Genomic DNA, 25,642 nt, shown 5'->3' on the forward strand with positions numbered 1-25,642 from the left:
ATCACTGGTCGGGACGACCGACCCGTCATGTCCCAGCAAGAGGCGAGAATAAAGTGAAAACACGCATTACAGAACTGTTCGGCATTCAGCACCCGATCCTCCAGGGCGGCATGCACTGGGTGGGTTTTGCCGAACTGGCGGCTGCCGTTTCCAACGCGGGTGGTCTGGGCACCATCACCGGTCTGACCCAGAAGACCCCGGCCGATCTGGCCAACGAAATCGCCAAGTGCCGGGAACTGACCAGCAAGCCGTTCGCCGTCAACCTGACCTTCCTGCCGACCGTCAATGCGCCGGACTACCCGGGCTACATCGATGCCATCGTCAAGGGCGGCGTCAAGATCGTTGAAACCGCAGGCCGCAGCCCGCAGGAATACATGCCGTTGCTGAAAGACGCCGGCATCAAGGTCATCCACAAGTGCACCTCGGTTCGCCACTCGCTCAAAGCCCAGTCCATCGGCTGCGATGCGGTCTCGGTTGACGGCTTCGAGTGTGGCGGTCACCCGGGTGAAGACGATATCCCGAACATGATCCTGCTGCCGCGCGCTGCCGACGAGCTGGAAATCCCGTTTGTTGCTTCCGGCGGTATGGCTGACGGCCGCTCGCTGGTTTCGGCCATGGCGCTGGGCGCTGAAGGCATGAACATGGGTACCCGGTTCATCGCCACCAAGGAAGCGCCGGTTCACGAGAACGTCAAGCAGGCGATTGTCGCGGCTTCCGAGCTGGACACCCGTCTGGTCATGCGCCCGCTGCGCAACACCGAGCGCGTTCTCAACAACGCGGCTGTTGAGCGTATCGTCGAGAAAGAGAAGGCACTGGGCGACAAGCTGACCTTCGCCGATATCATCGATGAAGTTGCCGGTGTCTATCCACGCATCATGCAGAACGGTGAGATGGATCTGGGCGCCTGGTCCTGCGGTATGGTGGCCGGCCTGATTCATGACATTCCGAGCTGTGAAGACCTGATCGAACGCATCATGAAGCAGGCCGAAGACATCATTCGCGCCCGTCTGGTGTCGATGCTGTAATCGGATTGCCGCCTGGCATTGTGCCGGGCGGCGTCCCTGTCAGGACGTTGCTATGCCGACCACCCACATCGACTGCAGTGTTGTGAAAACCGCCGAGATCATCGGCGAGTGGTGGTCGCTGCTTATTCTGCGCAATGCCTTTCATGGCATGCGTACCTTCGATGCTTTCCAGCGCCAGCTGGACATCTCCAGCAGCGTGCTCAGCGCCCGGTTGAAAAAGCTCACCGAGGCTGGCGTGCTGCAAAAAGTGCCATCGGCGGCTGACGGGCGCTCGTTCGAGTACCGTCTGACGCCCGCTGGCATGGACCTCTATCCGATCATTATTGGCCTGATGCAGTGGGGCGAGAAGTGGCGGCCCAACGGCAAGGGTGACCGCATGTTGCTGCTGGAAAAGGCGAGCGGTCAGCCCATTCGGGGAGCGGAGGTATTATCGGCCGATGGTCGCCCGCTCAAGGCCTGGGAGGTCGAAGTGCAGGCCGGGCCCGGCGCTGATGACTATGTGCGTCAGTTGGTCGGCGAGGCCTGACTGGCGCACGATTTCGCCTGTTCGGGGTGGGCATCGGCGTTTACTTGGGTATCATTTGCCAACGCTCCGCGTGCTGCGCAGCCACCTCACAGTCACAGGGATGGTTAATCAATGAAAGCTACCTCACTGCTTGCGCTGGGTCTGACCGGTGCTCTTCTCTCCGCGCCTCTGCAGGCGGTTACCGAGTACGACAAGAAAGGCGACCTGCGTACCCAGATCACCCAGTGGATCAATCAGGCGCTCAACGGTGATGCCCAAGCCCAGCGGGAACTGGCGCAGCGTTACTACGATGGCGAAGGCGTCGAGCAGGATTATGCCAAGGCCTTCGAGCTCTACAGCGAAGCGGCTGCCCAGGGGGATGCCGAGGCCCAGTTCTCGGTAGCCTACATGTACGACATGGGTGAGGGCGTCGAGCTGGATGACCTCAAGGCCATCGAGTACTACACCCTGGCCGCCGAGCAGGGCAACGCGGCTGCCCAGTTCAACCTGGCGCTGATGTACGACGAGGGCGAGGGTGTGCCGGTGGATGACCTCGCCGCCATTGAGTGGTACCTGCGCGCGGCAGAGCAGGGCCACGCCGACGCGCAATACAATCTGGCACTCATGTACGACGAAGGTGAAGGTGTGCCGGTCAATGACAGCAAGGCCGCCGAGTATTACCTGATGGCGGCGCAGCAGGGACACGCCGATGCCCAGTACAACCTGGCGCTGCTGTACGACCTGGGCGAGGGTGTGCCGCTGGATGACCGCGAGGCCATTCGCTGGTACACCGCTGCGGCCGAGCAGGGTGATGCCGCCGCGCAATACAACCTGGCGATCATGTACGACGAGGGCGAAGGCGTGCCGGTGGATGATCGCCGTGCTATCGGGTGGTACCGCAAGGCCGCCGAGCAGGGGCACAAGGATGCCCAGTACAATCTGGCGCTGATGTACGACGAGGGTGAAGGCACCAAGGTGGACGATGCCGAGGCCATCAACTGGTATACCTTCGCCGCCGAGCAGGGGCATGCCAAGGCCCAGTACAACCTGGCGCTGATGTACGACGAAGGGGAAGGCACCGCCGAGGACAATCAGGCGGCGATCAAGTGGTACACGGCCGCGGCTGAGCAGGGCGAGCGTAATGCCCAGTACAACCTGGCGATCATGTACGACGAGGGTGAAGGCACCCCGGAAGACAATGCGCAGGCCATCAGGTGGTACACGGCTGCCGCCAGTCAGGGTGAGGCAAGCGCCATGTTCAATCTGGCCATCATGTATATGAACGGCGAGGGCATTCGTACCAACAATGCGATGGCCTACATGCTGTTTGCACTCAGTGCCGGGCAGGGGCTTGAGGGAGCGCGGGAGGCGCGTGACGTGATGGCCCAGGAACTGAGTGCCAGCCAGCTCAAGACGGCCCGGCGTGCTGCCGCCGAATGGACGGTCGGTGAGGCGCTGCCCTCACTCTGAGCACTGTCGTTGTCTTATTCATGCCGTGAATAAGTTTTATCAGTTTGGCGGGGGTCCAATCCGGACGCAATTTGCGTACTGTATCGGTCCCCGCAGAACGGCCGGTGGGCCGCCTTTGCACACCGAACAGTCTTTGCACTTCATCTTGCTCACATTATCCGGAGGTAGCTGACATGGCTGCGTTTGAAGATATCAAGAAAGTTGGCGTTATCGGCGCTGGCACCATGGGTCGCGGCATCGTGATGAACTTCGTCAACGCCGGTTACCCGGTCACCTGGCTGGACGTCAATGGCGAGATGCTGGAGAAGGGCCTGGTCGAGATCGCCGCGGTCTACAAGCGCTCGGTTGCCCAGGAGCGTTTTGACGATGCCGAAGCGCAGGCGCGTGTTGCCCGTATCAGCACCACCCAGGACTACGCAGATCTGGCCGACATGGACCTGGTGGTTGAAGCCGTCTATGAAAACATGGATCTGAAGAAGAAGATCTTCGCCGAGCTGGACAAGGCGGTTAAGCCGTCCGCGATTCTGGCCACCAACACCTCCTATCTGGATATCGACGAAATCGCTTCCGCGACCCAGCGTCCGACCCAGGTTCTGGGTCTGCACTTCTTCAGCCCGGCGCACATCATGAAGCTGCTGGAAGTCGTTCGTGGCAAGGCTACTGCCCAGGACGTCATGGACGCTTGCCTGGCTGTTGGCAAGAAGATCGGCAAGGAAGCAGTCCTGGCCGGCAACTGCCACGGCTTTATCGGCAACCGCATGCTGGAAAAATACTCCCGCCAGTCCCGCGAAGTGGTACTGGAAGGTTCCACCCCGTGGGAAGTCGACCAGGCGCTGCAGGGCTTCGGCATGGCGATGGGCCCCTACCGCATGTACGACGTCGTGGGTGTTGACCTGGGCTGGCGTTCCCGTCAGCTGGCCGGCATCGGTCGCGGCGAGCCGATCGTGTGGCTGGACAACAAGCTGTGTGAAATGGAGCGTTTCGGTCAGAAGAGCGGCCACGGCTTCTACAAGTACGAAGCAGGCAGCCGTCAGGCGATCCACGATCCGGAAACCGACATGATGGCCCGTGAAGTGGCTGAAGAAGCCGGTTACACCGCCCGTGACGTATCTGCCGAGGAAATCGTGACCCGTTGCATCCTGGCGCTGGTCAACGAAGGTGCGCGCATTCTGGACGAAGGCTTCGCCGAATCCGCTGAAGACATCGACCGCGTTTACCGCTTTGGTTACGGCTTCCCGGCTGACCGCGTAGGTCCGATGGCGTACGCCGACAGCCTGGGTCTGGACAAGGTGCTGGCCGAAATCCGCGCGCTGGAAGCCGAGCGTGGCGAGTTCTGGAAGCCCGCTGCCGGTCTGGTCAAGCTGGCCGAAGCTGGTGGTCGCTTCACCAAGGCCTGATCGAGCTGATTAAAAAAACCGCGGCAGCTTGCGCTGTCGCGGTTTTTTTGATTTTTCACAGAGGTCGAGCGGGCTGGCGGGACAACGGCGGACACGCTGGGCGTAGGGTGGACTAAGCCGAAGGCGTGTCCACCAGAGCGGCATCAGGCAAACACAGGTGTCCGCCGATCAGGCGTCGCCTTGTTACTTGTGGCTCACCGGTATGCCGGTCACGGTCTGGCCGTTGACGGTCGCTTCCTTGAGCATGATCTGATAGTGCTGGCCGTCGGTTTCGATCTGGCTCAGGCGCACCAGCAGGTAGTTCCAGTCCTTGGCAAACCATAGAGTGGTTTCGCGGCGGGCGTCGGGCTCGCGTACCCGTTCGACCTCTACCGCATCAAACTGTCCGGCTTTGGTGGTGACCCGTTCTTCGCCAACCACTCGGAACGCGTATTCTTCCACCTCATCGCCGTCGACTACGCGGTAGGTCATGTCTGTCTTGCCGGCGGCCAGATCCGCCTGCAGCGCAAGCTGATAGGTGGTCTTGTCGAGCAGGCCGGGTTCGGTTGGCAGGCTGAACGATTCACCCTTGTAGGTGCCGGTCACCTGCGCCTGGGGCCAGTCGAAGTGCTGCAGGATTTCCTTGCCCCGGCCCAGGCCGCGACGCTCGTAGTGATACGTCAGTGGTTGAATCCGGTCGTCGGCTACCCGCAGCGTGCTTTGCTCGGTCAGCCGGGCAACAAACATGCTGGCACTGAAAGACAGGTTCCAGCTGCCGTCATCATTGGCTTGCAGGCTGTGAATGGCTTCGCCGTTGACCGGAATGTTTTTCATGTCGGCGGCGTAGCTGGCGCTGAACGGCTGCAGCTCGATAGCGCCGGCGGCACTGGCACTCAAGCCGAGGAGCAGGGCCGCGAGGGGCTTGATGAATCGATTGTGCGTTATCTTTTTAATAGTCGTGTTGGCATGCATCTGGTCTTTTCTCATCTGCCGGATTCGATGTCTTCCAGTCTTAACCCGCTGGGCGGAATGGGCGTGCCATCGAGGCATGCCTGATCCCCTTCCAGGCGCAGGCGCCCGGTTGCAAACCAGCGCGCCGCGAGCGGGTACAAAGCGTGTTCCTTTACCTGTACGCGGGACGCCAGACTGGCGGCATCGTCGTCAGGATGAACGGTTACGCGTCCCTGTATGACTACCGGACCGCCATCAAGTTCTTCGGTGACGAAATGAATACTGGCCCCGTGCTCTTCATCACCCGCATCCAGTGCCCGCTGATGGGTCTGCAGGCCCTTGTGGCGGGGCAGTAGCGAGGGGTGAATGTTGAGCAGCCTGCCACGGTAATGTGTCACAAAGTCGGCAGTGAGAATGCGCATGAAGCCGGCGAGCAGCACCATATCCGGCTGAAAGGCGTCAATTTCAGCGATCAGCGCCCGATCAAAGGCTGCCCGATCGGCAAACTCGCGGTGGTCAAGGGCACGGGTCTGGATGCCGGCGTTGCTGGCGCGTACCAGTCCATAGGCCTCGGCCTTGTTGGAAATGACTGCAACGATCTCGGCTGGCGCGTCGGCGCCGGCGAGATCGTCGATCAGTGCCTGCAGGTTGGTGCCTGACCCGGAGATCAGGACAACAATACGGCTGCGCACGATATTAGTTGCCGTGCTGCAGAACAACCGCTTCGGCGCCGTCCGCGCCGCTGGCGATACGGCCAATCACCCAGGGCTGCTCGCCAGCGTCGCGCAGGCTTTGCAGAGCGGCTTGGGCCTGTTCCGCAGCCACACAGATGACCATGCCCACGCCGCAGTTCAGCACGCGGTGCATTTCGGTTTCGTCAACGTTGCCCTGCTCCTGCAGCCAGTTGAACACGGCCGGACGCTGCCAGCTGGCCAGATCAATGATTGCCTGCGAGCCTTCCGGCAGAACGCGCGGAATGTTCTCCAGCAGGCCACCACCGGTGATGTGGGCCATGGCTTTCACGGCGCCAGTCTGCTTGATCAGTTGCAGCAGGGCCTTGACGTAGATGCGGGTCGGCGCCATCAGCAGTTCGCTCAGTGGCTTGCCGTCGAGCTGGGTGCTGTGGATGTCGATACCGGCGACTTCGATGATCTTGCGGATCAGCGAGTAACCGTTGGAGTGCGGGCCGGAAGACGGCAGGGCGATCAGGGTGTCGCCGTCGATGACCTTGCTGCCGTCGATGATGTCGGCCTTTTCGACCACACCAACGCAGAAACCGGCCAGATCGTAGTCTTCGCCTTCGTACATGCCGGGCATCTCTGCGGTTTCGCCGCCAACCAGAGCACAGCCGGCGAGTTCGCAGCCGGCGCCGATGCCGGTTACAACCTGGGCGGCAACGTCCACGTTCAACTTGCCGGTGGCGTAGTAGTCGAGGAAGAACAGCGGCTCTGCGCCACAGACCACCAGGTCATTGACGCACATGGCAACCAGGTCGATGCCGATCTGGTCATGCATGTTCAGGTCCATGGCCAGACGCAGCTTGGTGCCGACGCCGTCTGTGCCGGAAACCAGTACCGGCTGGCGGTAGCCTTCGGGAATTTCACACAGGGCGCCGAAACCACCCAGGCCGCCCATTACTTCCGGACGCGCGGTGCGCTTGGCAACGTGCTTGATACGGTCGACCAGGGCGTTACCGGCGGCGATGTCCACACCGGCGTCTTTGTAGCTGATCGAGGGTTTGGAAGGCGTCTGGCTGCTCATGAGCGGATCTCGAACTGTGAAAAAAAGGATAGGTCTCGACACGCCTTGGTTGCTGTGCGGGCAGGCGCTTTCGAATAGCGGCATAGTCTACCAAGTCATGCCCGGCAGAGCCATGCCGAACACGGTCTGCCGACGTGCTGAATGCCGCGCGCAGCGCATGCCTGCGGCAAGCCGGTTGCCGCGCTTGCAAGGCTTGTTTAATGTAGCGGGTTAAAACCTTCGCAGCGTCATGGCTGTGAGAACGCCCAGCTACCCTGACGGAAGTGTTCATGCCTCTGTTGCGCAACGCCTGTATTGGCCTTTTCTCTCTCTGTCTGCCCCTGCTGTCGCAGGCTGCAGTCGTTGAATCCTTGTACCAGGTTGATGTGCCGCCGCGCGCAGAGGCTGATCAGGCTGCCCAATTGCAGGTGGCCGCGCAGGTGATGCTGGAGCGGCTTGCCGGTGCAAACGCCAAAGTCGACAGCGGTCCGCTGGCCGAGATTCTGGCGCAGCCTGGCCAGGTGACCAGACAGATTGGCTCGCTGGGCGAGGATGGGGCGCTGCGTGTCGAGTTTGACCCGCTCCTGCTGCGCGACGCGCTGGGCAAGGCGAAGGTGCCGGTGCTGGGTCGCAATCGGCCCGGCATTCTGGTCTGGGCGGTAGAGGGCGACGCTTACAGTCAGGATTTTTTGGCTGCCTCCGGCGAAATGGGGCAGGCATTGAAGACTGCGGCCCGGTATCGGGGCGTGGTGCTGACTCAACCGCTGGCCGATCTGCAGGATCGTGCCGGTGTCAGCGAACAGGATGTGCTGGATGCCGATCAGGCGGTGCTGGCAGAGGCCAGCCAGCGTTACGCCAGCGAGGGCGTGCTGGCGCTGACAGTCGCTCGGGAGGATGACAGCTGGGCGCTGAGCTGGACCTTCTGGCTCAACGATCGCAAACTGACCGGCAAGGCTGAGAGTCCGGATCCGCTGGCCGTGGCCGACGAGCTGATGCGGGCAGTAGCCGCCGAGGTACATCAGCAGTATGCGGTGGGCGGCCTAGCCAGCGCTGCGCCGGTAGCGGGCTGGGTGCTGGAGGTCAGCGGCATCAACAGTATTGATGCCTTTGCCGATCTGCAGCGCACCTTGCAGCAGTTGGGCATGGAGACGCTGCCAAGTCTGTTGTCGGTGCAGGACGATCAGGTGCGTTTCCGCGTCGACTTTGCCGGCGACCGTGCCCAGCTTGAGCGCATGTTGATGCTGGACCAGCGCCTTGTCGAGGTTGATGCTCCCGAGGTCGAAACGGCGCCGACGGAGTCGCTGGCTGAAACGGCGCCGTCTTCAGCGGAGGCGGCAGAGCAGGGCGATACCCTGTATTATCGCTGGCGCTGAGCGCAGGTCGCGCTTGGGCGGCCTATCCAGAGGCTTTTAAGGACGACACCATGACCTCGGACTATCGCTGGTACTGGGCCGCTGGCCTCGCGGCGCTGCTGGCACTGATCTATTTTCTGCAGCCCATTCTGGCGCCTTTTCTGATTGGCATGCTGCTGGCCTACCTGGGTGACCCGCTGGTTGATCGACTGGAAGCACGCGGGTTGTCCCGCACCCTCGGCGTAGTTGTGGTCTTTGCTGTGGTGACGGGCATATTGATCGCGGCGCTGCTGATACTGATTCCCCTGCTGGGGCACCAGATCGCCACCCTGCGCTCGAATGTGCCAGCGATGATCGACTGGTTTCACAGCGCCGCCTTGCCCTGGGTTGAAGCACGGCTTGGTGTGCAGGTCTCTGACTTCAGGCTCGATAGCGTGCGCGAGAGTCTTGCCGACAATCTCGGCAAAACCGGTGGCGTGCTGGCTACGGTAATTGCGCAGGCCACCCGTTCGACCATGGCGCTGGTCACCTGGACGGCCAATCTGGTGATGATTCCGGTCGTCGGGTTTTACCTGCTGCGCGACTGGGATGTGATCGTCGCCCGGTGCCGGGAGATGTTGCCCCGTCGTCAGGAGCCGCTGATTGTCAAGCTGCTGGGAGAGTGCGACGAGGTGCTCGGCGCGTTCATTCGCGGCCAGTTGCTGGTTATGACCTGTCTGGGCGTTATCTACTGGCTTGGCCTCTGGCTGGTCGGTCTGGATCTGGCGCTGCTGATCGGGATGCTCGCCGGTCTGGCCAGTATCGTGCCCTACCTGGGCTTTTTTGTCGGTATTTGTGCGGCGCTGATCGCTGCGGTATTCCAGTTTGGTGACCTGTTCCATCTGGTCGCAGTGGTAGCGGTGTTCAGTGTCGGCCAGATGATTGAAGGGATGGTGCTGACGCCGCTGCTGGTGGGTGATCGTATTGGGTTGCACCCGGTCGCCGTTATCTTTGCCATCCTTGCCGGCGGGCAGTTGTTCGGTTTTGTCGGTATCCTGCTGGCGCTGCCGATTGCGGCGGTTGTCATGGTGCTGCTGCGCCATGCCTATCGGCACTATCGCGCCTCGGCCGCTTATGGCGAACCGTTGGCGGAAAATTATGAAGTCGACACCGTGCGTGTCGAACTGGATGAGGAAGAGCAGCGCTGATGTCTGCAGGACAACCCGTTCAACTGCCGCTGGGTATTAAACTGAGGGACGAGGCGACCTTCGCCAGCTACTACCCGGGGCCCAATGCCACCGTGCTGGCTGCAACCCGCGCGTTCGCTTCGTTGCAGTCGGCGGTGCCTGAGTGTTGCCTGTTTCTTTGGGGAACCGAGGGTACCGGTCGCACCCACTTGCTGCAGGCGGCGTGTCATGCGCTGGCAGACGAGGGCGGATTGGCCATGTATCTGCCGCTCGATGAGCTGGCTGACGAAGGTCCGCTGCTGCTGGAAGGGATGGAGTCGGTCGACTTGCTGTGTCTGGACAAGCTGGAGGCAGTGGTCGGCAGGCCTGACTGGGAAGAGGCGCTGTTCCATCTCTACAACCGCCTGCGTGAGCAGGGCGGTCGACTGCTGGTGGCTGCTGCGGCTGCACCCAGAGCGCTGGGGCTGAAGCTGCCCGATCTCGAGTCGCGACTGGGGTGGGGGCTGGTATTCCAGCTGCAGCCGCTGGACGATGAGGGCAAGCAGGAAGTGCTCAAGTTGCGTGCGGCCCAGCGCGGACTGCAACTGGGCGACGATGTTGCTCGCTACATTCTCAGTCGGGGTGCCCGCGGCATGGGTGAGCTGTTTGCCGCGCTAGAGACGCTGGATCAGGCATCGCTGCGCGATCAGCACCGTCTGACCATTCCCTTCGTCAAGCGGGAGATGGGCTGGTAGCCGCAGCTCCCGCGTATCTGCCCGGGCGGCTCCGCTCAGGTTTCCCCTCGCTCGACGCGTTGCGCCTGAAAGCTCCAGCGGATGTAGTACAGCGCCGCAACGAAATACAGCACACTGAACCCGGCCATGAACAGCCCGTAGCCCAGGCGTCCGGGCTGAAAGCAGATCAGCACGCCCTGAATGAAATACAGGTTGATGGCAAAACTGAGCCAGGCGTGGGTGCGCACGTGGCCGGTGATAATGCCGGGCAGGAAAATCAGCAGTGGCAGCAGCTGCACGCCAATGATAATCACCGGATTGGCGCCGTGCAGATCGGCCACCAGCAGGTTGTAGCCGAGCATGCCAAGCACCAGCCCGGCATAGCCGACCAGCGCGATCAGCCGGCTGACGCGGCAGCGCGGTTGCAGGTAGGCCAGCGACGGCAGGGGTTTTTTCTCTCTAGCCACCGATCTGTGCTCCTGCCGCCAACTGGCGGGTGATGCTGCCGACCCGTTTGCCGAGTGCGCGGCACAGCTGGCTTTCGTGCTGATCCAGCCGGCGTTCGCCCTGTGCGCCGGCATGGTGGCTGGCACCGTAGGGCGTGCCGCCGCCGCAGGTTTCGGTCAGCGCACTTTCGCTGTACGGCAATCCGACCAGCAGCATGCCGTGGTGCAGCAACGGCAACTGCATCGACAGCAGCGTGGCTTCCTGGCCGCCATGCAGGCTGGCGGTGGAGGTGAATACCGCAGCCGGTTTGCCGTTCAGGTTGCCGGCCAGCCACAGGCTGCTGGTGCCATCAATAAAATGCTTGAGCGGGGCAGCCATGTTGCCGAAGCGGGTCGGGCTGCCAAGAATCAGTGCCGAGCAGTGCTTGAGGTCGTCGCTGGTGCAATAGACGGCGCCATCTTCCGGCACCGGTGGCAGACTGGCTGTGGTCTCGGGCGCAACCGGCGGCACCGTGCGAACCCGCGCCTCGATACCGCTCTGCTCGACACCCTCGGCAATCAGTCGCGCCATCTCGGCGGTTGCGCCATGACGGCTGTAATACAGCACTAGAACGTACCCGGACTGGCTCATGCGAACAGCTCCAGCACGCGCTCGGGCGGGCGTCCAATAACCGCCTTGCCGTCATGGATGACGATCGGACGTTCGATCAGTTTCGGGTAGTCGACCATGGCCTGCACAAGCTGCGCTTCGCTCAGCTCGGGGTTGTCCAGATTCAGTTCCTTATATGGATCTTCGCCCTTGCGCATCAGTTCGCGGGCGCTGAGCCCCAGGCGTTCGAGCAGGTCAACCAGGGTGGCGGCGTCCGGCGGGGTTTCCAGATAGCGAACAATGTCGATCTCGGTACCACGCTGCTCGAGCAGTTCCAGTGCCTGACGGGATTTGGAACAGCGCGGATTGTGAAAGATGGTAGTGGTCATCGGGATGTGCTCCGTGTGACGGTGGCCTGAGTCAGGGTTGGGGGGTATTCTAAGCGTTAATGCCTCGGGCTGTCAGGGAGATGGAATGCCGCGCCAACTGAATCTGTTTCTGCACTTCGTTCGTTATCTGGTGCGCCGCTTTCTCGAAGACAATTGCATCAAGAATGCGGCCGCATTGACCTATACCACGTTGTTTGCCGTGGTGCCGGTCATGACGGTGGCCTACGCCATGCTGGCGGCCATTCCGGCGTTCGATCAGGTGGGCGGGCAGGTTGAGGCGTTCATCTTCAAGAATTTTTTGCCTGCCAGTGGCGAAGCGTTGCAGCGTCATTTGAGCGAGTTTTCGACCCAGGCCCGGCAGCTGACCGGTGTGGGTGTTGCGCTGTTGATGATTACCGCGTTGCTGATGCTGGTGAACATCGAAAAGGCGTTTAACGCCATTTGGCGGATTCGCCAGCCACGCCGGGGCCTGTCGAGCTTTCTGCTCTATTGGGCGGTGTTGAGTATCGGGCCGTTGTTGCTCGGTGCCGGCTTTGTCGTCAGTACCTATATCGCTTCCATCTCGCTGTTTCAGCAGGGCGCACTCTTGGGGTCGGTCTGGAGTCAGGTCCTGCTGTTGCTGCCAGTCCTGCTCAGCATCGCTGCCTTCACATTGATCTTTGTTGCGGTGCCCAATACCCGGGTGCCTCTGCGCTATGGTCTGGTCGGTGGCGTGTTTGTTGCGCTGCTGTTCGAGGCGGCCAAGGCCTGCTTTGGGGGCTACGTCAAGCTGTTCCCCGGTTATCAGCTGATTTACGGTGCCTTTGCCGCAGTGCCATTGTTTTTGCTGTGGATTTATGTCAGCTGGCTGATCATCCTGCTGGGCGCCGAGCTGGTCAGTAATCTGGGTAATGGTCATGCCTGGCGCCGCCCGGAGTATCCGTGGATGATCAATCTGCTGGTGCTGTTGCGGGTTTTTCTCATTGCCCAGCAGCGCGGGGAGCAGGTGGACCAGGCACGGGTCAACGCCGCCGGCTGGGTGATGCACGAGGAGTTGTGGCTGCAGCTGACCGATTGGCTGGAGGGTGAGCAGGTCGTGACTCGAACTCAGAATGGCAGCTTTGTACTCTGCCGGGATCCGGACACTCTGGAGCTGAACCGGCTGCTGGAGCGTATGCCGGTGCCCCCGGTTACCCATGAGGAGCTGCCAGCGGCGCTGCCGGCTGGCGAGGACTGGTATCCGGCTTTCAGTGAAGCGCTGGCGGAGGCGGATCAGGCGCGCAGGGCGCGGCTGCAGGGGAGTGTACGGCAGTGGCTGCTGGGAGACTCCCTTTCGGCCGCTGTGCCGGCCGCTGTTTCGGCGAAGAAGGAGACCACATGACACTGTGCAGATTGATGCTGTTGCTCAGCGCCGCGCTGCTGCTGAGCGGCTGTGATCGTTCGGTTGGCTGGCTTGATCATCAGGGCGTGGCGCTGGACCGGGAGCAGCTGCAGGGCCAGCGCGTGCTGGTCAATTTCTGGGCCGAGTGGTGTGCACCATGCCGGGATGAACTGCCGGAGCTAAATCGTCTGGCCGCCGAGTTGCCGCGCGGGGGGGTTATCGGCATTGATTATGATGGCGCCACTGGTGAGCAGTTGCAGGCGGTTGTCACGCGAATGGATATTCGCTTTCCGGTGCTGGGTGCCGAGTTTGCCAGTGCCTACGGTCTGCCGCGCCCACAGGTGCTGCCGACAACCTACCTGCTGGATGGCGAGGGCGCGATCCTGGCTACATTGCAGGGGCCGCAGCATTACGATGACTTGAAGCCGTTGATGGCAACCGAAGCGGGGGAGTGAGCGATGAGTGATATCTGTCTGCAGGGGCGGGTAGTGGGCAAGGTGCAGGGAGTCGGCTTTCGTCAGGCGACGGTGCGCGAGGCTTCACGTCTGGGGATCAGTGGCTGGGTGCGTAATCAGTCGGACGGCAGCGTCGCGGTGCTGCTGTGTGGTGCTGAGGATGCGCTGGAAGCGATGTCCGGCTGGCTGCAGCGCGGCCCGGCGCGCGCAGAGGTTGAGCGTGTCGAGCTGGAAGCCTGCGTCTGGCAGGACATAGCCGGCTTTGTTCAGCTCTGATTCAGTCCTTGACGTACCAGTAGCTGTACCAGTAATCGAGTACGCGGTCGGGGTAGCGGTTGCTTCCCAGACTGCCGTTGTAGCGCGCCAGCGCGCGACGCAGGTTGCCATTCTCCTTGTCCAGATAGAACTTGAGGATGGTGCAGCCGTATTGCAGATTGGTCGCCAGATCAATCAGGTTATCGTCCGGCCGACCAATCTCCGCTTTCCAGAACGGCATGACCTGCATGACGCCCTGGGCCCCAACGGACGACAGCGCATAGGGATCGAACAGGCTTTCGGCGTGCATCACGGCAATCACCAGATCCGGCTTTAGTCCGGCGCGCTTGGCAGCCTGGTGAGCCAGTCGCAGCAGTCGCAGCCGTGCCTGCTCGTCGGGGATGAAGGGGGCCATGCGGGTCGACATGTCGAGTAGCCAGACTTCGGCGTCAAAGCGATCCTGGAAACTGTCGGCACTGGCAATGGTGCGCATCAGCTCGGCGCGCAGCTCGGGGTCTACCGGTGTCGGTTCGGTCGATGCCTGGAGCTGGCTGCACGCCAGCCAGCTCAGGAAAAACAGCACCATCCCTGGGCGCATGCATTACTCCTGATGCTGCCCGCTGTTGTCGAGGGCCTGGATGAACTCGCCCTGAAGGTGCGGGTCGCCGGTGGTCAGCAGGATCAGCATATTCTCCAGCTGACTGGCTTCTTCCTTGAGTCCCAGCTCGCTTAACCGGTGAATGCGCTTGACCCACTGCTCTACGTCGTCTTCCTCAAGGTTGTCGTAGATCAGCTCCGAGGCTTCATGCAGTACCGTGCGTAACTCGCGGTCAACCAGCAGCACGGCTTCGGCGTGGACTTCTGCGCTGGCGCGCGCGTCGAACTCAATGGTGCGGAGCTGATCGAAGTCGACGGGTACGATGTCTTCATCAAGCAGGTTGAGACGGAACGTGCCTTCGCTGTCTGTCTCGCGCTGGACCTGCAGCTCACCGAGCTGGATATCCACCGTGCGGTTCGCCCAGGGCAGACTCTGGTACTGACGGTGCTGGTCCAGCAGGGTGCCACCGGCATCGTACTGGCTGACCCGGAACAGCCGGTTTTCGCTGATGCGAATGCTGCGATGCGGCGTGTCGAGTACCCGGGGCTCGCCGGTCTCGATGTGCAGGGTGTGGCTGAGCAGCTCGCGTTCGATATGGCCGGACGCGGGTTCTTGGGGTTCGTTTACGCTGCAGGCTTGCAGTGTGGCCAGCAAGGCGCTGGCCCACAGCAGGCGACTGCCGGTAAGGGCATCCAGTCGGCGCGGCATCATTTTCCCTGAATGCGCTCCAGCAGATAGTTCAGCATCTGATCGGCAGCCACGCTGGTGGCGTCCTGATCGCGACGATACTTGTACTCTAGCTGGCCTTCAGCCAGGCCGCGGTCGCTGATGACCACGCGGTGCGGAATGCCGATCAGGTCCATGTCGGCAAACTTGACGCCGGGGCTGGTTTTCTTGTCGCGGTCATCCAGCAGTACCTCAACGTCGGCGGCCTGCAGGCCTTCGTAGAGTGCCATGGTCGCCTGCTGTACGGCTTCAGAGCTTTCCATTTTCATCGGGATCAGGGCAACCTGGAACGGCGCCAGGGCGTCCGGCCAGAGGATGCCGCGGTCGTCGTAGTTCTGTTCGATGGCGGCGGCCACCACGCGGGAAACGCCAATGCCGTAGCAACCCATGATCAGGGTCTGGCTCTTGCCCTGCTCGTTGAGCACGGTGCAGTTCATTGCCTGGCTGTACTTCTGGCCCAGCTGGAAGATGTGGCCCACTTCGATGCCGCGCTTGATCACCAGTGTGCCGTTGCCGTCCGGGCTGATATCGCCTTCGACGACATTGCGCAGGTCGGCAACCCGGGTGTACTGGGCGTCACGTTCCCAGTTCACGCCGGTGTAGTGCTTGCCGTCGACGTTGGCGCCGCAGACAAAGTCCGCCAGATGCGCGGCGCTGTGGTCGGCAATGACGGTGATCGGCAGCTTGACCGGACCAATGGAGCCGGGCTTGCAGCCAATGGTAGACACAATTTGCGCTTCGCTGGCGAAGGTCAGCGGCGCGTGGACTTCCGGCAGATGCTCGGCCTTGATCTCGTTCAGCTCGTGATCGCCGCGCAGTACCAGTGCCACCAGTGGCTGGGGTTTGCCTTCCTCTTCGGCGCCCAGCACGATCAGGGTCTTGACCGACTGCTCGGCCGGCACCTTGAGGAATTCGCTGACCGCAGCGATGGTCAGCTGGTCCGGCGTGTCGACCAGTTGCATCGGCTGGCTGGCGGCCGGGCGCTCGCCCTGCGGCAGTTGAGCGGTGGCCTTTTCCATGTTGGCGGCGTAGCTGCCGGTGTCGGAGAAGATGATCGCGTCTTCGCCGGAATCCGCCAGCACGTGGAATTCGTGCGAGCCTTCACCGCCGATAGAGCCGTTGTCGGCAACCACCGGGCGGAACTCCAGGCCCAGGCGGCTGAAGATGTTGCAGTAGGCCTGGTACATGCCGTCGTAGGTCTGCTGCAGCGACTCCTGGGTGAGGTGGAAGGAGTAGGCATCCTTCATCAGGAACTCACGGCCGCGCATCAGGCCAAAGCGCGGACGGATTTCGTCACGGAATTTGGTCTGAATCTGGTACATGTTGATCGGCAGCTGCTTGTAGCTGGTGATCTCGTTGCGCGCCAGGTCGGTGATCACTTCCTCGTGGGTCGGGCCTACGCAGAACTCGCGATCGTGGCGGTCCTTCAGGCGCAGCAGCTCGGGGCCGTATTGCTCCCAGCGTCCGGACTCCTGCCACAGCTCGGCTGGCTGAATCGCCGGCATCAGTACTTCCAGTGCGCCGGCTTTGTCCATTTCATCACGCACCACGGCTTCTACCTTGCGCAGCACGCGCAGCCCCATTGGCAGCCAGGTGTACAGGCCGGAGGCGATTTTGCGGATCATGCCGGCACGCAGCATCAACTGGTGGCTGATGACGGTGGCGTCGGAGGGTGTCTCCTTGAGGGTAGAAATCAGATATTGACTGGTACGCATGGGAAACGGGTGTCCTGATGTGACGGGCAATTTGGGCGGTATTGTACGATTGTGCCGGTAAGCCGTACAGCCCGCGCGGCAGTGCAGTGGATGAGGGGCGCAGAAACAGAAAACCCGGCCGGAGCCGGGTTTTCCTCAGTACCTGGAGGCTTACAGCAGAGTCCAGGTGTAACCAACGATCAGGCGGTTCTCGTCGACGTCGCCGCCGTCGAGGTTGGTATCCTGACGGATGGTGGCGTTGCGCCAGCGCACGTTCAGGCCTTCCAGGAAGCCGTTCTGTACGGTGTAGCGCAGCTCGGTGTTACGTTCCCAGCGGGAGTCGTTGCGTACAGTTGCATCAGCGGTGCTGACGAAATCGGTATCGATGCCGCTGCTGGTGATGTAACGGGTCATGAAGCTCAGGCCCGGGATGCCCATGCCGGCGAAGTCGTAGTCATAGCGAACCTGATACGACTTCTCGTCCTTGGCGTTGAAGTCAAGGTACTGGATGGAGTTGGCCAGATAGATGTCGTAATCGGTGTAGTAGTAGCCAGCATCACCGCGCATCTGCTGGTAGGCAACGCCGAACGCATGGTAGCCGGTGTTCAGGGTAACCGACAGGGACGCTGCCTGGTTGTCTACTTCATCGCCGTCGGTACTGTCTTCGTCGCTGGTGTCATAGTACGCCAGGCTGGTGCTCAGGCTGGTGCCTTCGCTCAGCGGCAGGGTCCAGTCGGCGCCCACGAAGTAGCGATCATAGAAGTCTTCGGCTTCTGCACCGTACAGCGAGACGCTGAGGTTGTCGTTGAAGCTGTAGGTACCGCCAGCGTAGGTCAGGTTCTCGTCTTCACGCAGCGCGCCATCGGTTTCGCTGGAGTCGTTCCTCTCGCTGCGATCAGTCAGGCGACCGGCTTCGACGAACAGACCGTCGATGGAGCTGTTGGTGATGCTGTAGCCCTGGTAGTGGTTCGGCAGCAGACGGGCGTCGTCGTAGTAGGCAACCGGGTTTTCCGGCAGATGGACGCCATAGCGCACAACGGTGTCATCCAGAATGGCGACTTTCACAGCGCCACGGATTTCCGAATATTCATCCTTGGCTGAGCCGTCATCGTCCAGCTCAAGCAGGCCGGTGCCGGAGCGACCGCGACCGCTGTCCAGCTTGATGCCCTGCATGGCAAGAACATCGGCACCGAAGCCGATCGGGCCCTGGGTGAAGCCGGACTGAAAGTTCAGCAGGAAGCCGGTGGCAGTTTCATCGCGCTTGCCGAGGATGTTGCCATCGTCGTCGGTAGCGTTAGTGCGAAAATCGCGGTTGAAGTAAACAGTGCGGTTGCTCAGGGTGGCGGAAGCGCCTTCCACGAAGCCTTCGCCCTCTGCCATTGCCTGGCTTGCAATCAGGCCGTTGCCAGCGGCAACCGCCAGTGCGAGCGTACTCCATTTAACTGCGTTCTTCATTGGTGTGCTCCTTTGATATAAAGAAAACCTTTAGGCTCTAGCGGCCTGGTCTCTTGTTTTCGCTCTATATTTAAGCACCGATGTGCCAAAGGCGAAAGCAAGTGCCTTAAAAAACAGCGTTTTGTCGGGGAATGTTTATAAAATATTGCGCCACAAATGGCGATACCTTGTGTGCATTTTTTTATACGCAGTGTGCGTAAATGCCGGAAAAGCGTTTGATTTATCCCTGTTTGAGACGTTTTTAAAGTTTATTGATTCTGAGGCGGATTCGGATGTTTGAATTGCATGCACAGCTGCAGAAGGACTGTGTGGTTGTCGGAGACTTTACGCTCTGTCGTGTGTTGCTGTTGAACGACAGTCAATATCCCTGGTTTATTCTGGTGCCGCGGCGGGCGCAAATGCGTGAGGTATTTGAACTTGCCGACGATGACCGGGCTCAGTTTCATCGGGAATCCGATCGGTTTGCCGCATTGCTGGCGGATAACTTTGCAGCAGACAAACTGAATATTGCTGCCTTGGGTAATATGGTGCCGCAGCTGCATGTTCATCACATTGTGCGATATCAAACGGATCCGGCATGGCCGGCCCCGGTGTGGGGCAAGTTGCCTGCCAAGCCTTATGAAGCCGCGGCGCTGCAAGCAGTTCTGGATAAGGTGAGGATTGCTCTGCGCGGCGAATGCGGGTTCGTTGAGGAGGAAAAATGACGCAGGATCAATTGGTGGCAAGGGTGGATGAGCTGGAAACGCGACTGGCGTTTCAGGATGACACCATTCAGGCGTTGAACGATGCGCTGGCGGCGCAGCAGTTTGAGCTGGATCGCCTGCGCCGCTCGCTGGAGCTGGTGGCCAAGCGGCAGGCTGATCTGGCGGCGCAGATCCCCGGCGACGCCGGGGAGGAAGCACCGCCGCCCCATTACTGAGGCCAAGTGTTCAGCGCTTGCGCTCGTTGAGGATGGTGACATCCTCGGCCTGCAGGCCCTTGTCGCGATTGGCAACCACGTAGGACACGCGCTGGCCTTCCTGCAGGGCTCGATGACCTTCGCCCTGAATCGAGCGGAAGTGGACAAAGACATCGCCACCGTCATCGCGGGTGATGAAGCCGAAGCCCTTGCTGGTGTTGAACCATTTGACAGTGCCGTTTTCTCGTCCGCTGCCACCGTTGCTGGATGCTTTGGGCTTGGCTGTCTTTTTGGCCGGTCGCGGGGCGCGTTGAATGGCAGCCAGTTCCTGCACCAGTACGATCAGGGTATGCAGGCAGACGCCGGTAATGGCGGCGCTGAGTGCCCAGATGCTCCAGTCGGCAAACAGCGGGTGGATCAGCAACGCGCCGAACGGGATGCACGCGGAGACGATCAGCAGGGCCGAGCCGACAAGGGCAACGCCGCCGGCCATGCCGCGGTCTGCTGTTCGCTGCTGGGCGAATTGCTGCAGGTTGATCAGGCCGGTCAGAATGGCCAGCAGGCCAGGGTAGCTGATCGGTGCTGACGGGGTCAGGAACGGGACGCTGGCGAACAGGCCGGCCAGCAGGGCGGCAGCACCGATGAAAAGGTGCAAATAACGAAGGGTCTTCAAGAGGCTCACCGTAAATAGAGTGCTGTTGGTATTGTGATCATGCTGCTTGGTGCGGCTCATAGCTTGAGCCGCCGGGGCACTCTAACCTGAAAACGCCCGGCCTCCAAACGGAGTCGGGCGTCCGGTTGCCGGGGCTGTCGACCTGATCAGCTTTCCAGCAGGCTGCGCAGCATCCAGGCAGTTTTTTCGTGGGTTTGCATGCGCTGGGTCAGCAGATCGGCCGTGGGTTCGTCATGGGCCTCGTCACATTGCGGAAAAATACTGCGCGCGGTGCGTACGCAGGCTTCGTGACCTTCGACCAGCAGGCGAATCATTTCCTTCGCTTCCGGTACTCCTTCTTCTTCCTTGATGCTGCTCAATTCGACGAACTGGCGATAGGTACCCGGCGCCGGGAAGCCCAGTGTGCGAATGCGCTCGGCAATTTCGTCGACTGCCAGTGCCAGTTCGGTGTAGTGGGTTTCGAACATCAGGTGCAGGGTCTGGAACATCGGGCCTTTGACGTTCCAGTGAAAATTGTGGGTTTTCAGGTACAGGGTGTAGGTGTCTGCCAGCAGGCGTGACAGGCCTTCAGCGATTTGCGCGCGATCATTTTCGGTAATGCCGATATCGATTTTCATTTTGGCTCCTTGCTTGTATTGCTGTTTGTACCGCTGCGGCGCTGCTGGATGTGTCGTCGCTGCGGTATATCTCTTTACTCCGATGTCCACCATCGCCAGAGGTTCCCGGGTGCTGTGAGCATGCCGGGGCGGACTCCCTAGCGGGGCAAGTTTCCGGTATAGTATGGCGTTTTGTTTGGGTGCCTTGCGCGTGTACCGTCGCAACGCATCCTATCGCAACGAATTTGCCGACCACAGGAAGCACCATACCATGATGCGTAGCCACTATTGCGGCCAGCTGAACGAATCGCTGGCGGATCAGGAAGTAACTCTTTGCGGCTGGGTTCACCGTCGCCGTGACCATGGTGGGGTCATCTTCCTTGATATCCGTGATCGCGAAGGCCTGGCCCAGGTGGTGTTTGATCCGGACCGCGCTGAAACCTTTGCCAAGGCTGACCGTGTGCGCAGCGAATATGTGGTCAAGGTAACCGGCAAGGTGCGCCTGCGTCCGGAAGGTGCACGCAACGCCAACATGGCGTCGGGCGCCATCGAGGTACTGGGCTACGAGCTTGAGGTGCTGAACGAGGCCGAGACGCCGCCGTTCCCGCTCAACGAATATACCGACGTGGGCGAGGAAACCCGCCTGCGCTACCGCTTTATCGACCTGCGTCGCCCTGAAATGGCCGAGAAGTTGAAGCTGCGTTCGCGCATCACCTCCAGCATTCGCCGTTACCTGGATGACAATGGTTTCCTCGATGTGGAAACCCCGATTCTGACTCGTGCCACCCCGGAAGGTGCGCGTGACTACCTGGTGCCGAGCCGCACCCATGCGGGCAGCTTCTTCGCCCTGCCGCAGTCGCCGCAGCTGTTCAAGCAGTTGCTGATGGTTGCCGGGTTCGACCGTTACTACCAGATCGCCAAGTGCTTCCGCGACGAAGATCTGCGCGCAGACCGTCAGCCGGAATTTACCCAGATCGACATCGAGACCAGCTTCCTCGACGAAAAAGACATCATGGATATCACCGAGACCATGGTGCGCAACCTGTTCAAGGAAGTGCTGGACGTCGAGTTTGGCGAGCTGCCGCACATGTCACTGGCCGAAGCCATGCGCCGTTTCGGCTCCGACAAGCCCGACCTGCGTATCCCGCTGGAGCTGGTGGATGTTGAAGATCAGCTCAAGGACGTCGAGTTCAAGGTGTTTGCAGGCCCGGCCAATGATCCCAAGTGCCGCGTGACCGCGCTGCGCGTTCCGGGCGGTGCGAGCATGCCGCGCAAGCAGATCGACGACTACACCAAGTTCGTCGGCATCTATGGTGCCAAGGGCCTGGCGTACATCAAGGTCAACGAGCGCGCAGCAGGTGTAGAAGGCTTGCAGTCGCCGATCGTCAAGAATATCCCGCTGGACAACATCAATGTGATTCTGGATCGCGTTGGCGCGGTTGATGGCGACATCGTGTTCTTCGGTGCAGACAAGGCGCGCATCGTATCCGAGGCACTGGGCGCGCTGCGTATCAAGCTCGGTCACGATCTGAATCTGTTCACCTGCGAATGGGCGCCGCTGTGGGTGGTCGACTTCCCGATGTTCGAAGAAAACGACGACGGCAGCCTGACCGCGATGCACCACCCGTTCACCGCGCCCAAGTGCACGCCTGCCGAGCTGGAAGCCAATCCGGCTGCCGCGCTGTCGCGTGCCTACGACATGGTGCTGAACGGTACCGAGCTGGGCGGTGGTTCCATTCGTATCCACGACAAGACCATGCAGCAGACCGTATTCCGTGTGCTGGGCATCAGCGAAGACGAGCAGCAGGAGAAGTTCGGCTTCCTGCTGGATGCGCTGAAGTACGGCGCGCCGCCGCACGGTGGCCTGGCCTTTGGTCTGGATCGTCTGGTCATGCTGATGACCGGCGCGCAGTCGATTCGTGAAGTGATTGCCTTCCCGAAAACCCAGAGTGCTGCCTGTGTCATGACCCAGGCGCCGGGTGAGGTGGATAACAAGTCGCTGCGTGAGCTGCACATTCGTCTGCGTGAACAGCCCAAGGCTGAGTAAGTTCCTTGTCCCCGCAGTGCCGTTGGCTCGGCGGGGATTCTGCTATCTGGAGTTGGTTTTATGGCCGGTCATTCAAAATGGGCCAATATCAAGCACCGCAAGGCGGCTCAGGATGCCAAGCGGGGCAAGATCTTTACCAAGCTGATTCGTGAGCTGACCGTTTCCGCCAAGGTCGGCGGCGGTAACCCGGCTGACAACCCGCGTTTGCGCGCGGCGGTCGACAAGGCGCTGGGCGCCAACATGACCCGTGACACCATCGATCGCGCCATTGCTCGTGGTGCCGGCAGCAACGATGCCGACAACATGGAAGAGCTGACTTACGAGGGTTACGGTGCCGGTGGCGTGGCAGTGCTGGTCGAGGCGATGACGGACAATCGCAACCGCACGGTCAGCGAAGTGCGTCATGCGTTCAGCAAGTGCGGCGGCAATCTGGGTACCGATGGCTCTGTTGCGTATCTGTTTACCCGGCGCGGTCAGTTGACGTTTTCTGCCGAGGCGGATGAAGAGTCGCTGATGGAAGCGGCGCTGGAGTCGGGCGCGGAAGATTTCGTCACCAACGATGACGGCTCCTTTGACGTGTTCACCAGCTTCGAGGAGTTCGGTGCGGTGCGCGATGCCCTTGAGGCGGCGGGCTTTGCCCCGGAGTCGGCGGAGGTCACCATGGTGCCGTCGACCCAGGCCGAGCTGGATCTGGATACGGCGCAGAAGGTGGTCAGGCTGATCGATATGCTGGAAGATCTGGACGATGTGCAGAATGTCTATTCCAATGCATCGATCTCCGATGACATCATGGAACAGCTGGGTTGAGCCGGCGCATACTGATGCAGGTAAGGGAGGCGCGGGCCTCCCTTTTTTCTATGGCCCGCATGCTGACGGATAACACATGGCGCTGATACTGGGGATTGACCCCGGCTCCCGGATAACCGGTTTCGGTATTGTCCGCCACGCGGCTGGCCGTCAGGAGTATGTGACGTCCGGTTGTATCCGGGTGGGCGATGGTGCCTTCCCGGAGCGCCTGCAGAGAATTTTTCACTATCTGTCGGAGCTGATTGGTCAATACCAGCCTGATGTGGTCAGCATCGAGCAGGTGTTCATGGCGCGTAATCCGGATTCTGCCCTCAAGCTGGGTCAGGCGCGGGGGGCGGCTATCGTCGCTGCGGTCAATGCCGGGTTGGCGGTGCACGAGTACAGTGCGCGCCAGGTCAAGCAGGCGGTAGTCGGCACCGGGGCGGCTGACAAGAAGCAGGTGCAGCACATGGTTACCCAATTGCTGGGTCTGGGCGGTACACCGCAGGCCGATGCTGCCGATGCGCTTGCGATTGCCCTCTGTCATGCCCACATGAGCGGTGTGCAGCAGCAGCTGGGCAATGCCGCGCTGGCGATGCGCGCCGGCCGTGTGCGCCGTCGTTGATCTGACTTTCAGGGAGAAACACTGGTGATAGGGCGTTTGAGCGGTATTTTGCTGGAAAAACAGCCGCCACATATTTTGCTGGATGTGCAAGGGGTTGGTTACGAGCTGGATGCGCCGATGAGCACGTTTTATCAATTGCCGGCGCTTGGCGAGAAGGTAACCCTGCATACCCATATGGTTGTGCGTGAGGATGCGCAGTTGCTCTATGCCTTCGCTGACAAGCGCGGGCGAGAGCTGTTCCGCGAGCTGATCCGGCTCAATGGCGTGGGTCCGAAGCTGGCGCTGGCGCTGATGTCGGGCATGGAAGTCGACGAGCTGGTCATGGCTGTGCAGCATCAGGATGTCAGCGCGCTGGTGAGGGTCCCGGGTGTTGGCAAGAAGACCGCTGAACGTCTGCTGATCGAACTGCGTGATCGTTTCAAGGCCTGGGATGCGCTGCCGGGTGCCGTGTCGCTGGCGGCCCCGTCGGGTATGACCGGTGCGCCGGTCAAGCCGAGTGCCGACGCCGTCAGTGCGCTGATTGCCCTGGGCTACAAACCGCAGGAGGCCAGCAAGGCGGTTGCGGCGGTAGACGAAGATGGGCTCAGCAGCGAAGAGTTGATTCGCCGTGCGCTCAGGGGCATGGTGTAGCGCAGATCCGGTGCAGAACTGGTTGCGTTCCCTTTGAATGGATAAGACATGCTGGAAGAAGATCGCCTGATCGCGGCAACGCCCAGGCAGCAGGAAGAAGTCATTGACCGCGCGATTCGGCCGCTCAAGCTGGCGGAATATATCGGCCAGCCGACCGTGCGCGAGCAGATGGAATTGTTCATCAAGGCGGCCAAGGGGCGTGGCGAGGCGCTGGATCATGTGCTGATCTTCGGGCCGCCCGGTCTCGGCAAGACCACGCTGGCCAATATCATCGCCCAGGAGATGGGTGCCAAGATCAAGAGCACCTCCGGACCGGTGCTGGAGCGCGCCGGTGACCTGGCTGCACTGCTGACCAATCTCGAGGCGGGCGATGTGCTCTTCGTTGACGAGATTCATCGCCTGTCTCCGGTCGTCGAAGAGATTCTGTATCCGGCGATGGAAGATTATCAGCTCGACATCATGATCGGCGAAGGCCCGGCTGCCCGTTCGATCAAGCTGGATCTGCCGCCCTTTACCCTGGTCGGGGCCACCACTCGAGCCGGGATGCTGACCAACCCGCTGCGCGACCGCTTCGGCATTGTGCAGCGGCTGGAATTCTATTCGGTTGCCGACCTGGCAACCATCGTGGCGCGTTCTGCCGCCATTCTTGGTTTGCAGATGGATGACGGCGGCGCGCGCGAGATCGCCCGCCGCTCCCGCGGCACCCCCCGAATCGCCAATCGTCTGCTGCGCCGGGTGCGGGACTTTGCCGAAGTGCGCGGTGCCGGTGTCATCAGCCAGGACGTGGCGGATCAGGCTCTGAACCTGCTGGATGTGGACGAGCAGGGTTTTGATCACATGGATCGCCGCCTGCTGCTTACCATGATCGACAAGTTCGATGGCGGGCCGGTTGGGCTGGACAATCTGTCGGCGTCTATCGGCGAGGAGCGACACACCATTGAGGATGTGCTGGAGCCCTACCTGATCCAGCAGGGGTTCATCATGCGCACGCCCCGTGGTCGAGTCGTCACGCGGCACGCCTATCAGCACTTTGGTCTGAGGCTGCCGCCCCGGATGGCCGGGGCGGCAGCCGATCTGTTTGACGATCCGGCGGCGCCGGACGCGTCCTGAAAAAATATTTTG

29 protein-coding genes are annotated in these 25,642 nt (G+C 61.2%); 17 read left to right on the forward strand and 12 right to left on the reverse strand.

Annotated features, from left to right (window positions below; all coding sequences use genetic code 11):
* Window positions 1–53: 53 nt before the first annotated feature.
* The 4 genes from ACZ5WQ_RS00460 to ACZ5WQ_RS00475 all read left to right on the forward strand — a co-directional run bounded on the left by ACZ5WQ_RS00460 (window position 54) and on the right by ACZ5WQ_RS00475 (window position 4,397).
* Complete coding sequence (locus ACZ5WQ_RS00460; protein WP_088275597.1) at window positions 54–1,025, forward strand: NAD(P)H-dependent flavin oxidoreductase; 972 nt, start codon at window positions 54–56, stop codon at window positions 1,023–1,025.
* Window positions 1,026–1,077: 52 nt separating this feature from the next.
* Window positions 1,078–1,551: a winged helix-turn-helix transcriptional regulator gene (locus ACZ5WQ_RS00465; RefSeq protein WP_464382887.1), complete on the forward strand. Its 474-nt coding sequence runs from the start codon at window positions 1,078–1,080 to the stop codon at window positions 1,549–1,551.
* A gap of 111 nt (window positions 1,552–1,662) precedes the next feature.
* Window positions 1,663–3,000: a tetratricopeptide repeat protein gene (locus ACZ5WQ_RS00470; RefSeq protein ID WP_228247347.1), complete on the forward strand. Its 1,338-nt coding sequence runs from the start codon at window positions 1,663–1,665 to the stop codon at window positions 2,998–3,000.
* Window positions 3,001–3,173: 173 nt separating this feature from the next.
* The gene (locus tag ACZ5WQ_RS00475; RefSeq protein WP_088275591.1) at window positions 3,174–4,397 is read left to right on the forward strand and encodes a 3-hydroxyacyl-CoA dehydrogenase; all 1,224 of its coding nucleotides are present in this window, start codon (window positions 3,174–3,176) and stop codon (window positions 4,395–4,397) included.
* A 183-nt stretch (window positions 4,398–4,580) separates the two neighbouring features.
* On the opposite strand, the gene ACZ5WQ_RS00480 is transcribed toward ACZ5WQ_RS00475, so the two are convergent.
* The 3 genes from ACZ5WQ_RS00480 to purM are packed head-to-tail and all read right to left on the reverse strand — an operon-like array spanning window position 4,581 to window position 7,088.
* Window positions 4,581–5,348, reverse strand: a complete 768-nt coding sequence (locus tag ACZ5WQ_RS00480) for a DUF3108 domain-containing protein (RefSeq protein ID WP_088275589.1) — start codon at window positions 5,346–5,348, stop codon at window positions 4,581–4,583.
* Between the two features lie 11 nt (window positions 5,349–5,359).
* On the reverse strand, window positions 5,360–6,019 hold the full coding sequence (gene purN, locus ACZ5WQ_RS00485) for a phosphoribosylglycinamide formyltransferase (RefSeq protein WP_464382888.1): 660 nt from the start codon (window positions 6,017–6,019) through the stop codon (window positions 5,360–5,362).
* Window positions 6,020–6,023: 4 nt separating this feature from the next.
* Entirely contained in the window at window positions 6,024–7,088 is a 1,065-nt protein-coding gene (gene purM / locus ACZ5WQ_RS00490; protein ID WP_088275585.1) for a phosphoribosylformylglycinamidine cyclo-ligase, read from the reverse strand.
* 269 nt (window positions 7,089–7,357) lie between these two features.
* Here purM and ACZ5WQ_RS00495 point away from each other — a divergent pair, with 269 nt between their 5' ends.
* The 3 genes from ACZ5WQ_RS00495 to hda are packed head-to-tail and all read left to right on the forward strand — an operon-like array spanning window position 7,358 to window position 10,319.
* The gene (locus ACZ5WQ_RS00495; RefSeq protein WP_228247350.1) at window positions 7,358–8,440 is read left to right on the forward strand and encodes a DUF2066 domain-containing protein; all 1,083 of its coding nucleotides are present in this window, start codon (window positions 7,358–7,360) and stop codon (window positions 8,438–8,440) included.
* 50 nt (window positions 8,441–8,490) lie between these two features.
* Window positions 8,491–9,606 carry an AI-2E family transporter gene (locus ACZ5WQ_RS00500; RefSeq protein ID WP_228247351.1) on the forward strand — a complete coding sequence of 372 codons (1,116 nt, stop codon included), beginning with the start codon at window positions 8,491–8,493 and terminating at the stop codon, window positions 9,604–9,606.
* Window positions 9,606–10,319 (forward strand): DnaA regulatory inactivator Hda, encoded by a 714-nt coding sequence (gene hda / locus ACZ5WQ_RS00505; RefSeq protein ID WP_088275579.1) that lies wholly within the window; start codon window positions 9,606–9,608, stop codon window positions 10,317–10,319. The genes ACZ5WQ_RS00500 and hda overlap by 1 nt, the downstream gene beginning before the upstream one ends.
* Before the next feature lie 35 nt (window positions 10,320–10,354).
* On the opposite strand, the gene ACZ5WQ_RS00510 is transcribed toward hda, so the two are convergent.
* The 3 genes from ACZ5WQ_RS00510 to arsC are packed head-to-tail and all read right to left on the reverse strand — an operon-like array spanning window position 10,355 to window position 11,722.
* Window positions 10,355–10,765, reverse strand: a complete 411-nt coding sequence (locus tag ACZ5WQ_RS00510; protein WP_088275577.1) for a DUF2069 domain-containing protein — start codon at window positions 10,763–10,765, stop codon at window positions 10,355–10,357.
* The gene (gene wrbA / locus ACZ5WQ_RS00515; protein ID WP_464382889.1) at window positions 10,758–11,375 is read right to left on the reverse strand and encodes an NAD(P)H:quinone oxidoreductase; all 618 of its coding nucleotides are present in this window, start codon (window positions 11,373–11,375) and stop codon (window positions 10,758–10,760) included. The genes ACZ5WQ_RS00510 and wrbA overlap by 8 nt, the downstream gene beginning before the upstream one ends.
* Window positions 11,372–11,722: an arsenate reductase (glutaredoxin) gene (gene arsC / locus ACZ5WQ_RS00520; RefSeq protein WP_088275573.1), complete on the reverse strand. Its 351-nt coding sequence runs from the start codon at window positions 11,720–11,722 to the stop codon at window positions 11,372–11,374. Before arsC ends, wrbA begins: the two co-directional genes overlap by 4 nt.
* 85 nt (window positions 11,723–11,807) lie before the next feature.
* Between arsC and ACZ5WQ_RS00525 the strand changes: the two genes are divergently transcribed.
* The 3 genes from ACZ5WQ_RS00525 to ACZ5WQ_RS00535 are packed head-to-tail and all read left to right on the forward strand — an operon-like array spanning window position 11,808 to window position 13,813.
* Window positions 11,808–13,082 (forward strand): YihY family inner membrane protein, encoded by a 1,275-nt coding sequence (locus ACZ5WQ_RS00525; RefSeq protein WP_464382890.1) that lies wholly within the window; start codon window positions 11,808–11,810, stop codon window positions 13,080–13,082.
* Window positions 13,079–13,537 carry a TlpA family protein disulfide reductase gene (locus tag ACZ5WQ_RS00530; RefSeq protein WP_335599541.1) on the forward strand — a complete coding sequence of 153 codons (459 nt, stop codon included), beginning with the start codon at window positions 13,079–13,081 and terminating at the stop codon, window positions 13,535–13,537. Before ACZ5WQ_RS00525 ends, ACZ5WQ_RS00530 begins: the two co-directional genes overlap by 4 nt.
* 3 nt (window positions 13,538–13,540) lie before the next feature.
* Window positions 13,541–13,813: an acylphosphatase gene (locus ACZ5WQ_RS00535; protein ID WP_088275567.1), complete on the forward strand. Its 273-nt coding sequence runs from the start codon at window positions 13,541–13,543 to the stop codon at window positions 13,811–13,813.
* 1 nt (window position 13,814) lies between these two features.
* On the opposite strand, the gene ACZ5WQ_RS00540 is transcribed toward ACZ5WQ_RS00535, so the two are convergent.
* The 4 genes from ACZ5WQ_RS00540 to ACZ5WQ_RS00555 all read right to left on the reverse strand — a co-directional run bounded on the left by ACZ5WQ_RS00540 (window position 13,815) and on the right by ACZ5WQ_RS00555 (window position 18,265).
* Window positions 13,815–14,390 (reverse strand): lytic transglycosylase domain-containing protein, encoded by a 576-nt coding sequence (locus ACZ5WQ_RS00540; protein ID WP_464382891.1) that lies wholly within the window; start codon window positions 14,388–14,390, stop codon window positions 13,815–13,817.
* 3 nt (window positions 14,391–14,393) lie between these two features.
* Window positions 14,394–15,101, reverse strand: a complete 708-nt coding sequence (locus tag ACZ5WQ_RS00545) for a hypothetical protein (RefSeq protein ID WP_464382892.1) — start codon at window positions 15,099–15,101, stop codon at window positions 14,394–14,396.
* On the reverse strand, window positions 15,098–16,831 hold the full coding sequence (locus ACZ5WQ_RS00550) for a proline--tRNA ligase (protein ID WP_464382893.1): 1,734 nt from the start codon (window positions 16,829–16,831) through the stop codon (window positions 15,098–15,100). The genes ACZ5WQ_RS00545 and ACZ5WQ_RS00550 overlap by 4 nt, the downstream gene beginning before the upstream one ends.
* Window positions 16,832–16,981: 150 nt before the next feature.
* Window positions 16,982–18,265, reverse strand: a complete 1,284-nt coding sequence (locus tag ACZ5WQ_RS00555) for an OprD family porin (protein WP_464382894.1) — start codon at window positions 18,263–18,265, stop codon at window positions 16,982–16,984.
* A gap of 272 nt (window positions 18,266–18,537) precedes the next feature.
* Between ACZ5WQ_RS00555 and ACZ5WQ_RS00560 the strand changes: the two genes are divergently transcribed.
* Window positions 18,538–18,969 carry an HIT domain-containing protein gene (locus tag ACZ5WQ_RS00560; protein ID WP_335600074.1) on the forward strand — a complete coding sequence of 144 codons (432 nt, stop codon included), beginning with the start codon at window positions 18,538–18,540 and terminating at the stop codon, window positions 18,967–18,969.
* Window positions 18,966–19,184, forward strand: a complete 219-nt coding sequence (locus ACZ5WQ_RS00565) for a SlyX family protein (RefSeq protein ID WP_088275553.1) — start codon at window positions 18,966–18,968, stop codon at window positions 19,182–19,184. The genes ACZ5WQ_RS00560 and ACZ5WQ_RS00565 overlap by 4 nt, the downstream gene beginning before the upstream one ends.
* A gap of 10 nt (window positions 19,185–19,194) precedes the next feature.
* Here ACZ5WQ_RS00565 and ACZ5WQ_RS00570 read toward each other — a convergent pair whose 3' ends face one another.
* Entirely contained in the window at window positions 19,195–19,836 is a 642-nt protein-coding gene (locus ACZ5WQ_RS00570; protein ID WP_464382895.1) for a cold-shock protein, read from the reverse strand.
* A gap of 146 nt (window positions 19,837–19,982) precedes the next feature.
* The gene (locus ACZ5WQ_RS00575; RefSeq protein ID WP_464382896.1) at window positions 19,983–20,453 is read right to left on the reverse strand and encodes a Dps family protein; all 471 of its coding nucleotides are present in this window, start codon (window positions 20,451–20,453) and stop codon (window positions 19,983–19,985) included.
* Between the two features lie 250 nt (window positions 20,454–20,703).
* Here ACZ5WQ_RS00575 and aspS point away from each other — a divergent pair, with 250 nt between their 5' ends.
* The 5 genes from aspS (at window position 20,704) to ruvB (ending at window position 25,630) form a co-directional block, all read left to right on the forward strand.
* Complete coding sequence (gene aspS / locus ACZ5WQ_RS00580) at window positions 20,704–22,479, forward strand: aspartate--tRNA ligase (RefSeq protein WP_228246393.1); 1,776 nt, start codon at window positions 20,704–20,706, stop codon at window positions 22,477–22,479.
* A gap of 60 nt (window positions 22,480–22,539) precedes the next feature.
* Window positions 22,540–23,286 carry a YebC/PmpR family DNA-binding transcriptional regulator gene (locus tag ACZ5WQ_RS00585; RefSeq protein WP_464382897.1) on the forward strand — a complete coding sequence of 249 codons (747 nt, stop codon included), beginning with the start codon at window positions 22,540–22,542 and terminating at the stop codon, window positions 23,284–23,286.
* A gap of 76 nt (window positions 23,287–23,362) precedes the next feature.
* A complete protein-coding gene (ruvC, locus tag ACZ5WQ_RS00590) occupies window positions 23,363–23,890 on the forward strand; it encodes a crossover junction endodeoxyribonuclease RuvC (protein WP_088275544.1) in 528 nt (175 codons plus the stop codon).
* Between the two features lie 24 nt (window positions 23,891–23,914).
* Window positions 23,915–24,520: a Holliday junction branch migration protein RuvA gene (gene ruvA / locus ACZ5WQ_RS00595; protein ID WP_464382898.1), complete on the forward strand. Its 606-nt coding sequence runs from the start codon at window positions 23,915–23,917 to the stop codon at window positions 24,518–24,520.
* Between the two features lie 48 nt (window positions 24,521–24,568).
* The gene (ruvB, locus tag ACZ5WQ_RS00600) at window positions 24,569–25,630 is read left to right on the forward strand and encodes a Holliday junction branch migration DNA helicase RuvB (protein WP_088275540.1); all 1,062 of its coding nucleotides are present in this window, start codon (window positions 24,569–24,571) and stop codon (window positions 25,628–25,630) included.
* The last annotated feature ends 12 nt before the right edge of the window (window positions 25,631–25,642 follow it).

This window comes from Halopseudomonas sp. T1L2 (assembly GCF_055397385.1).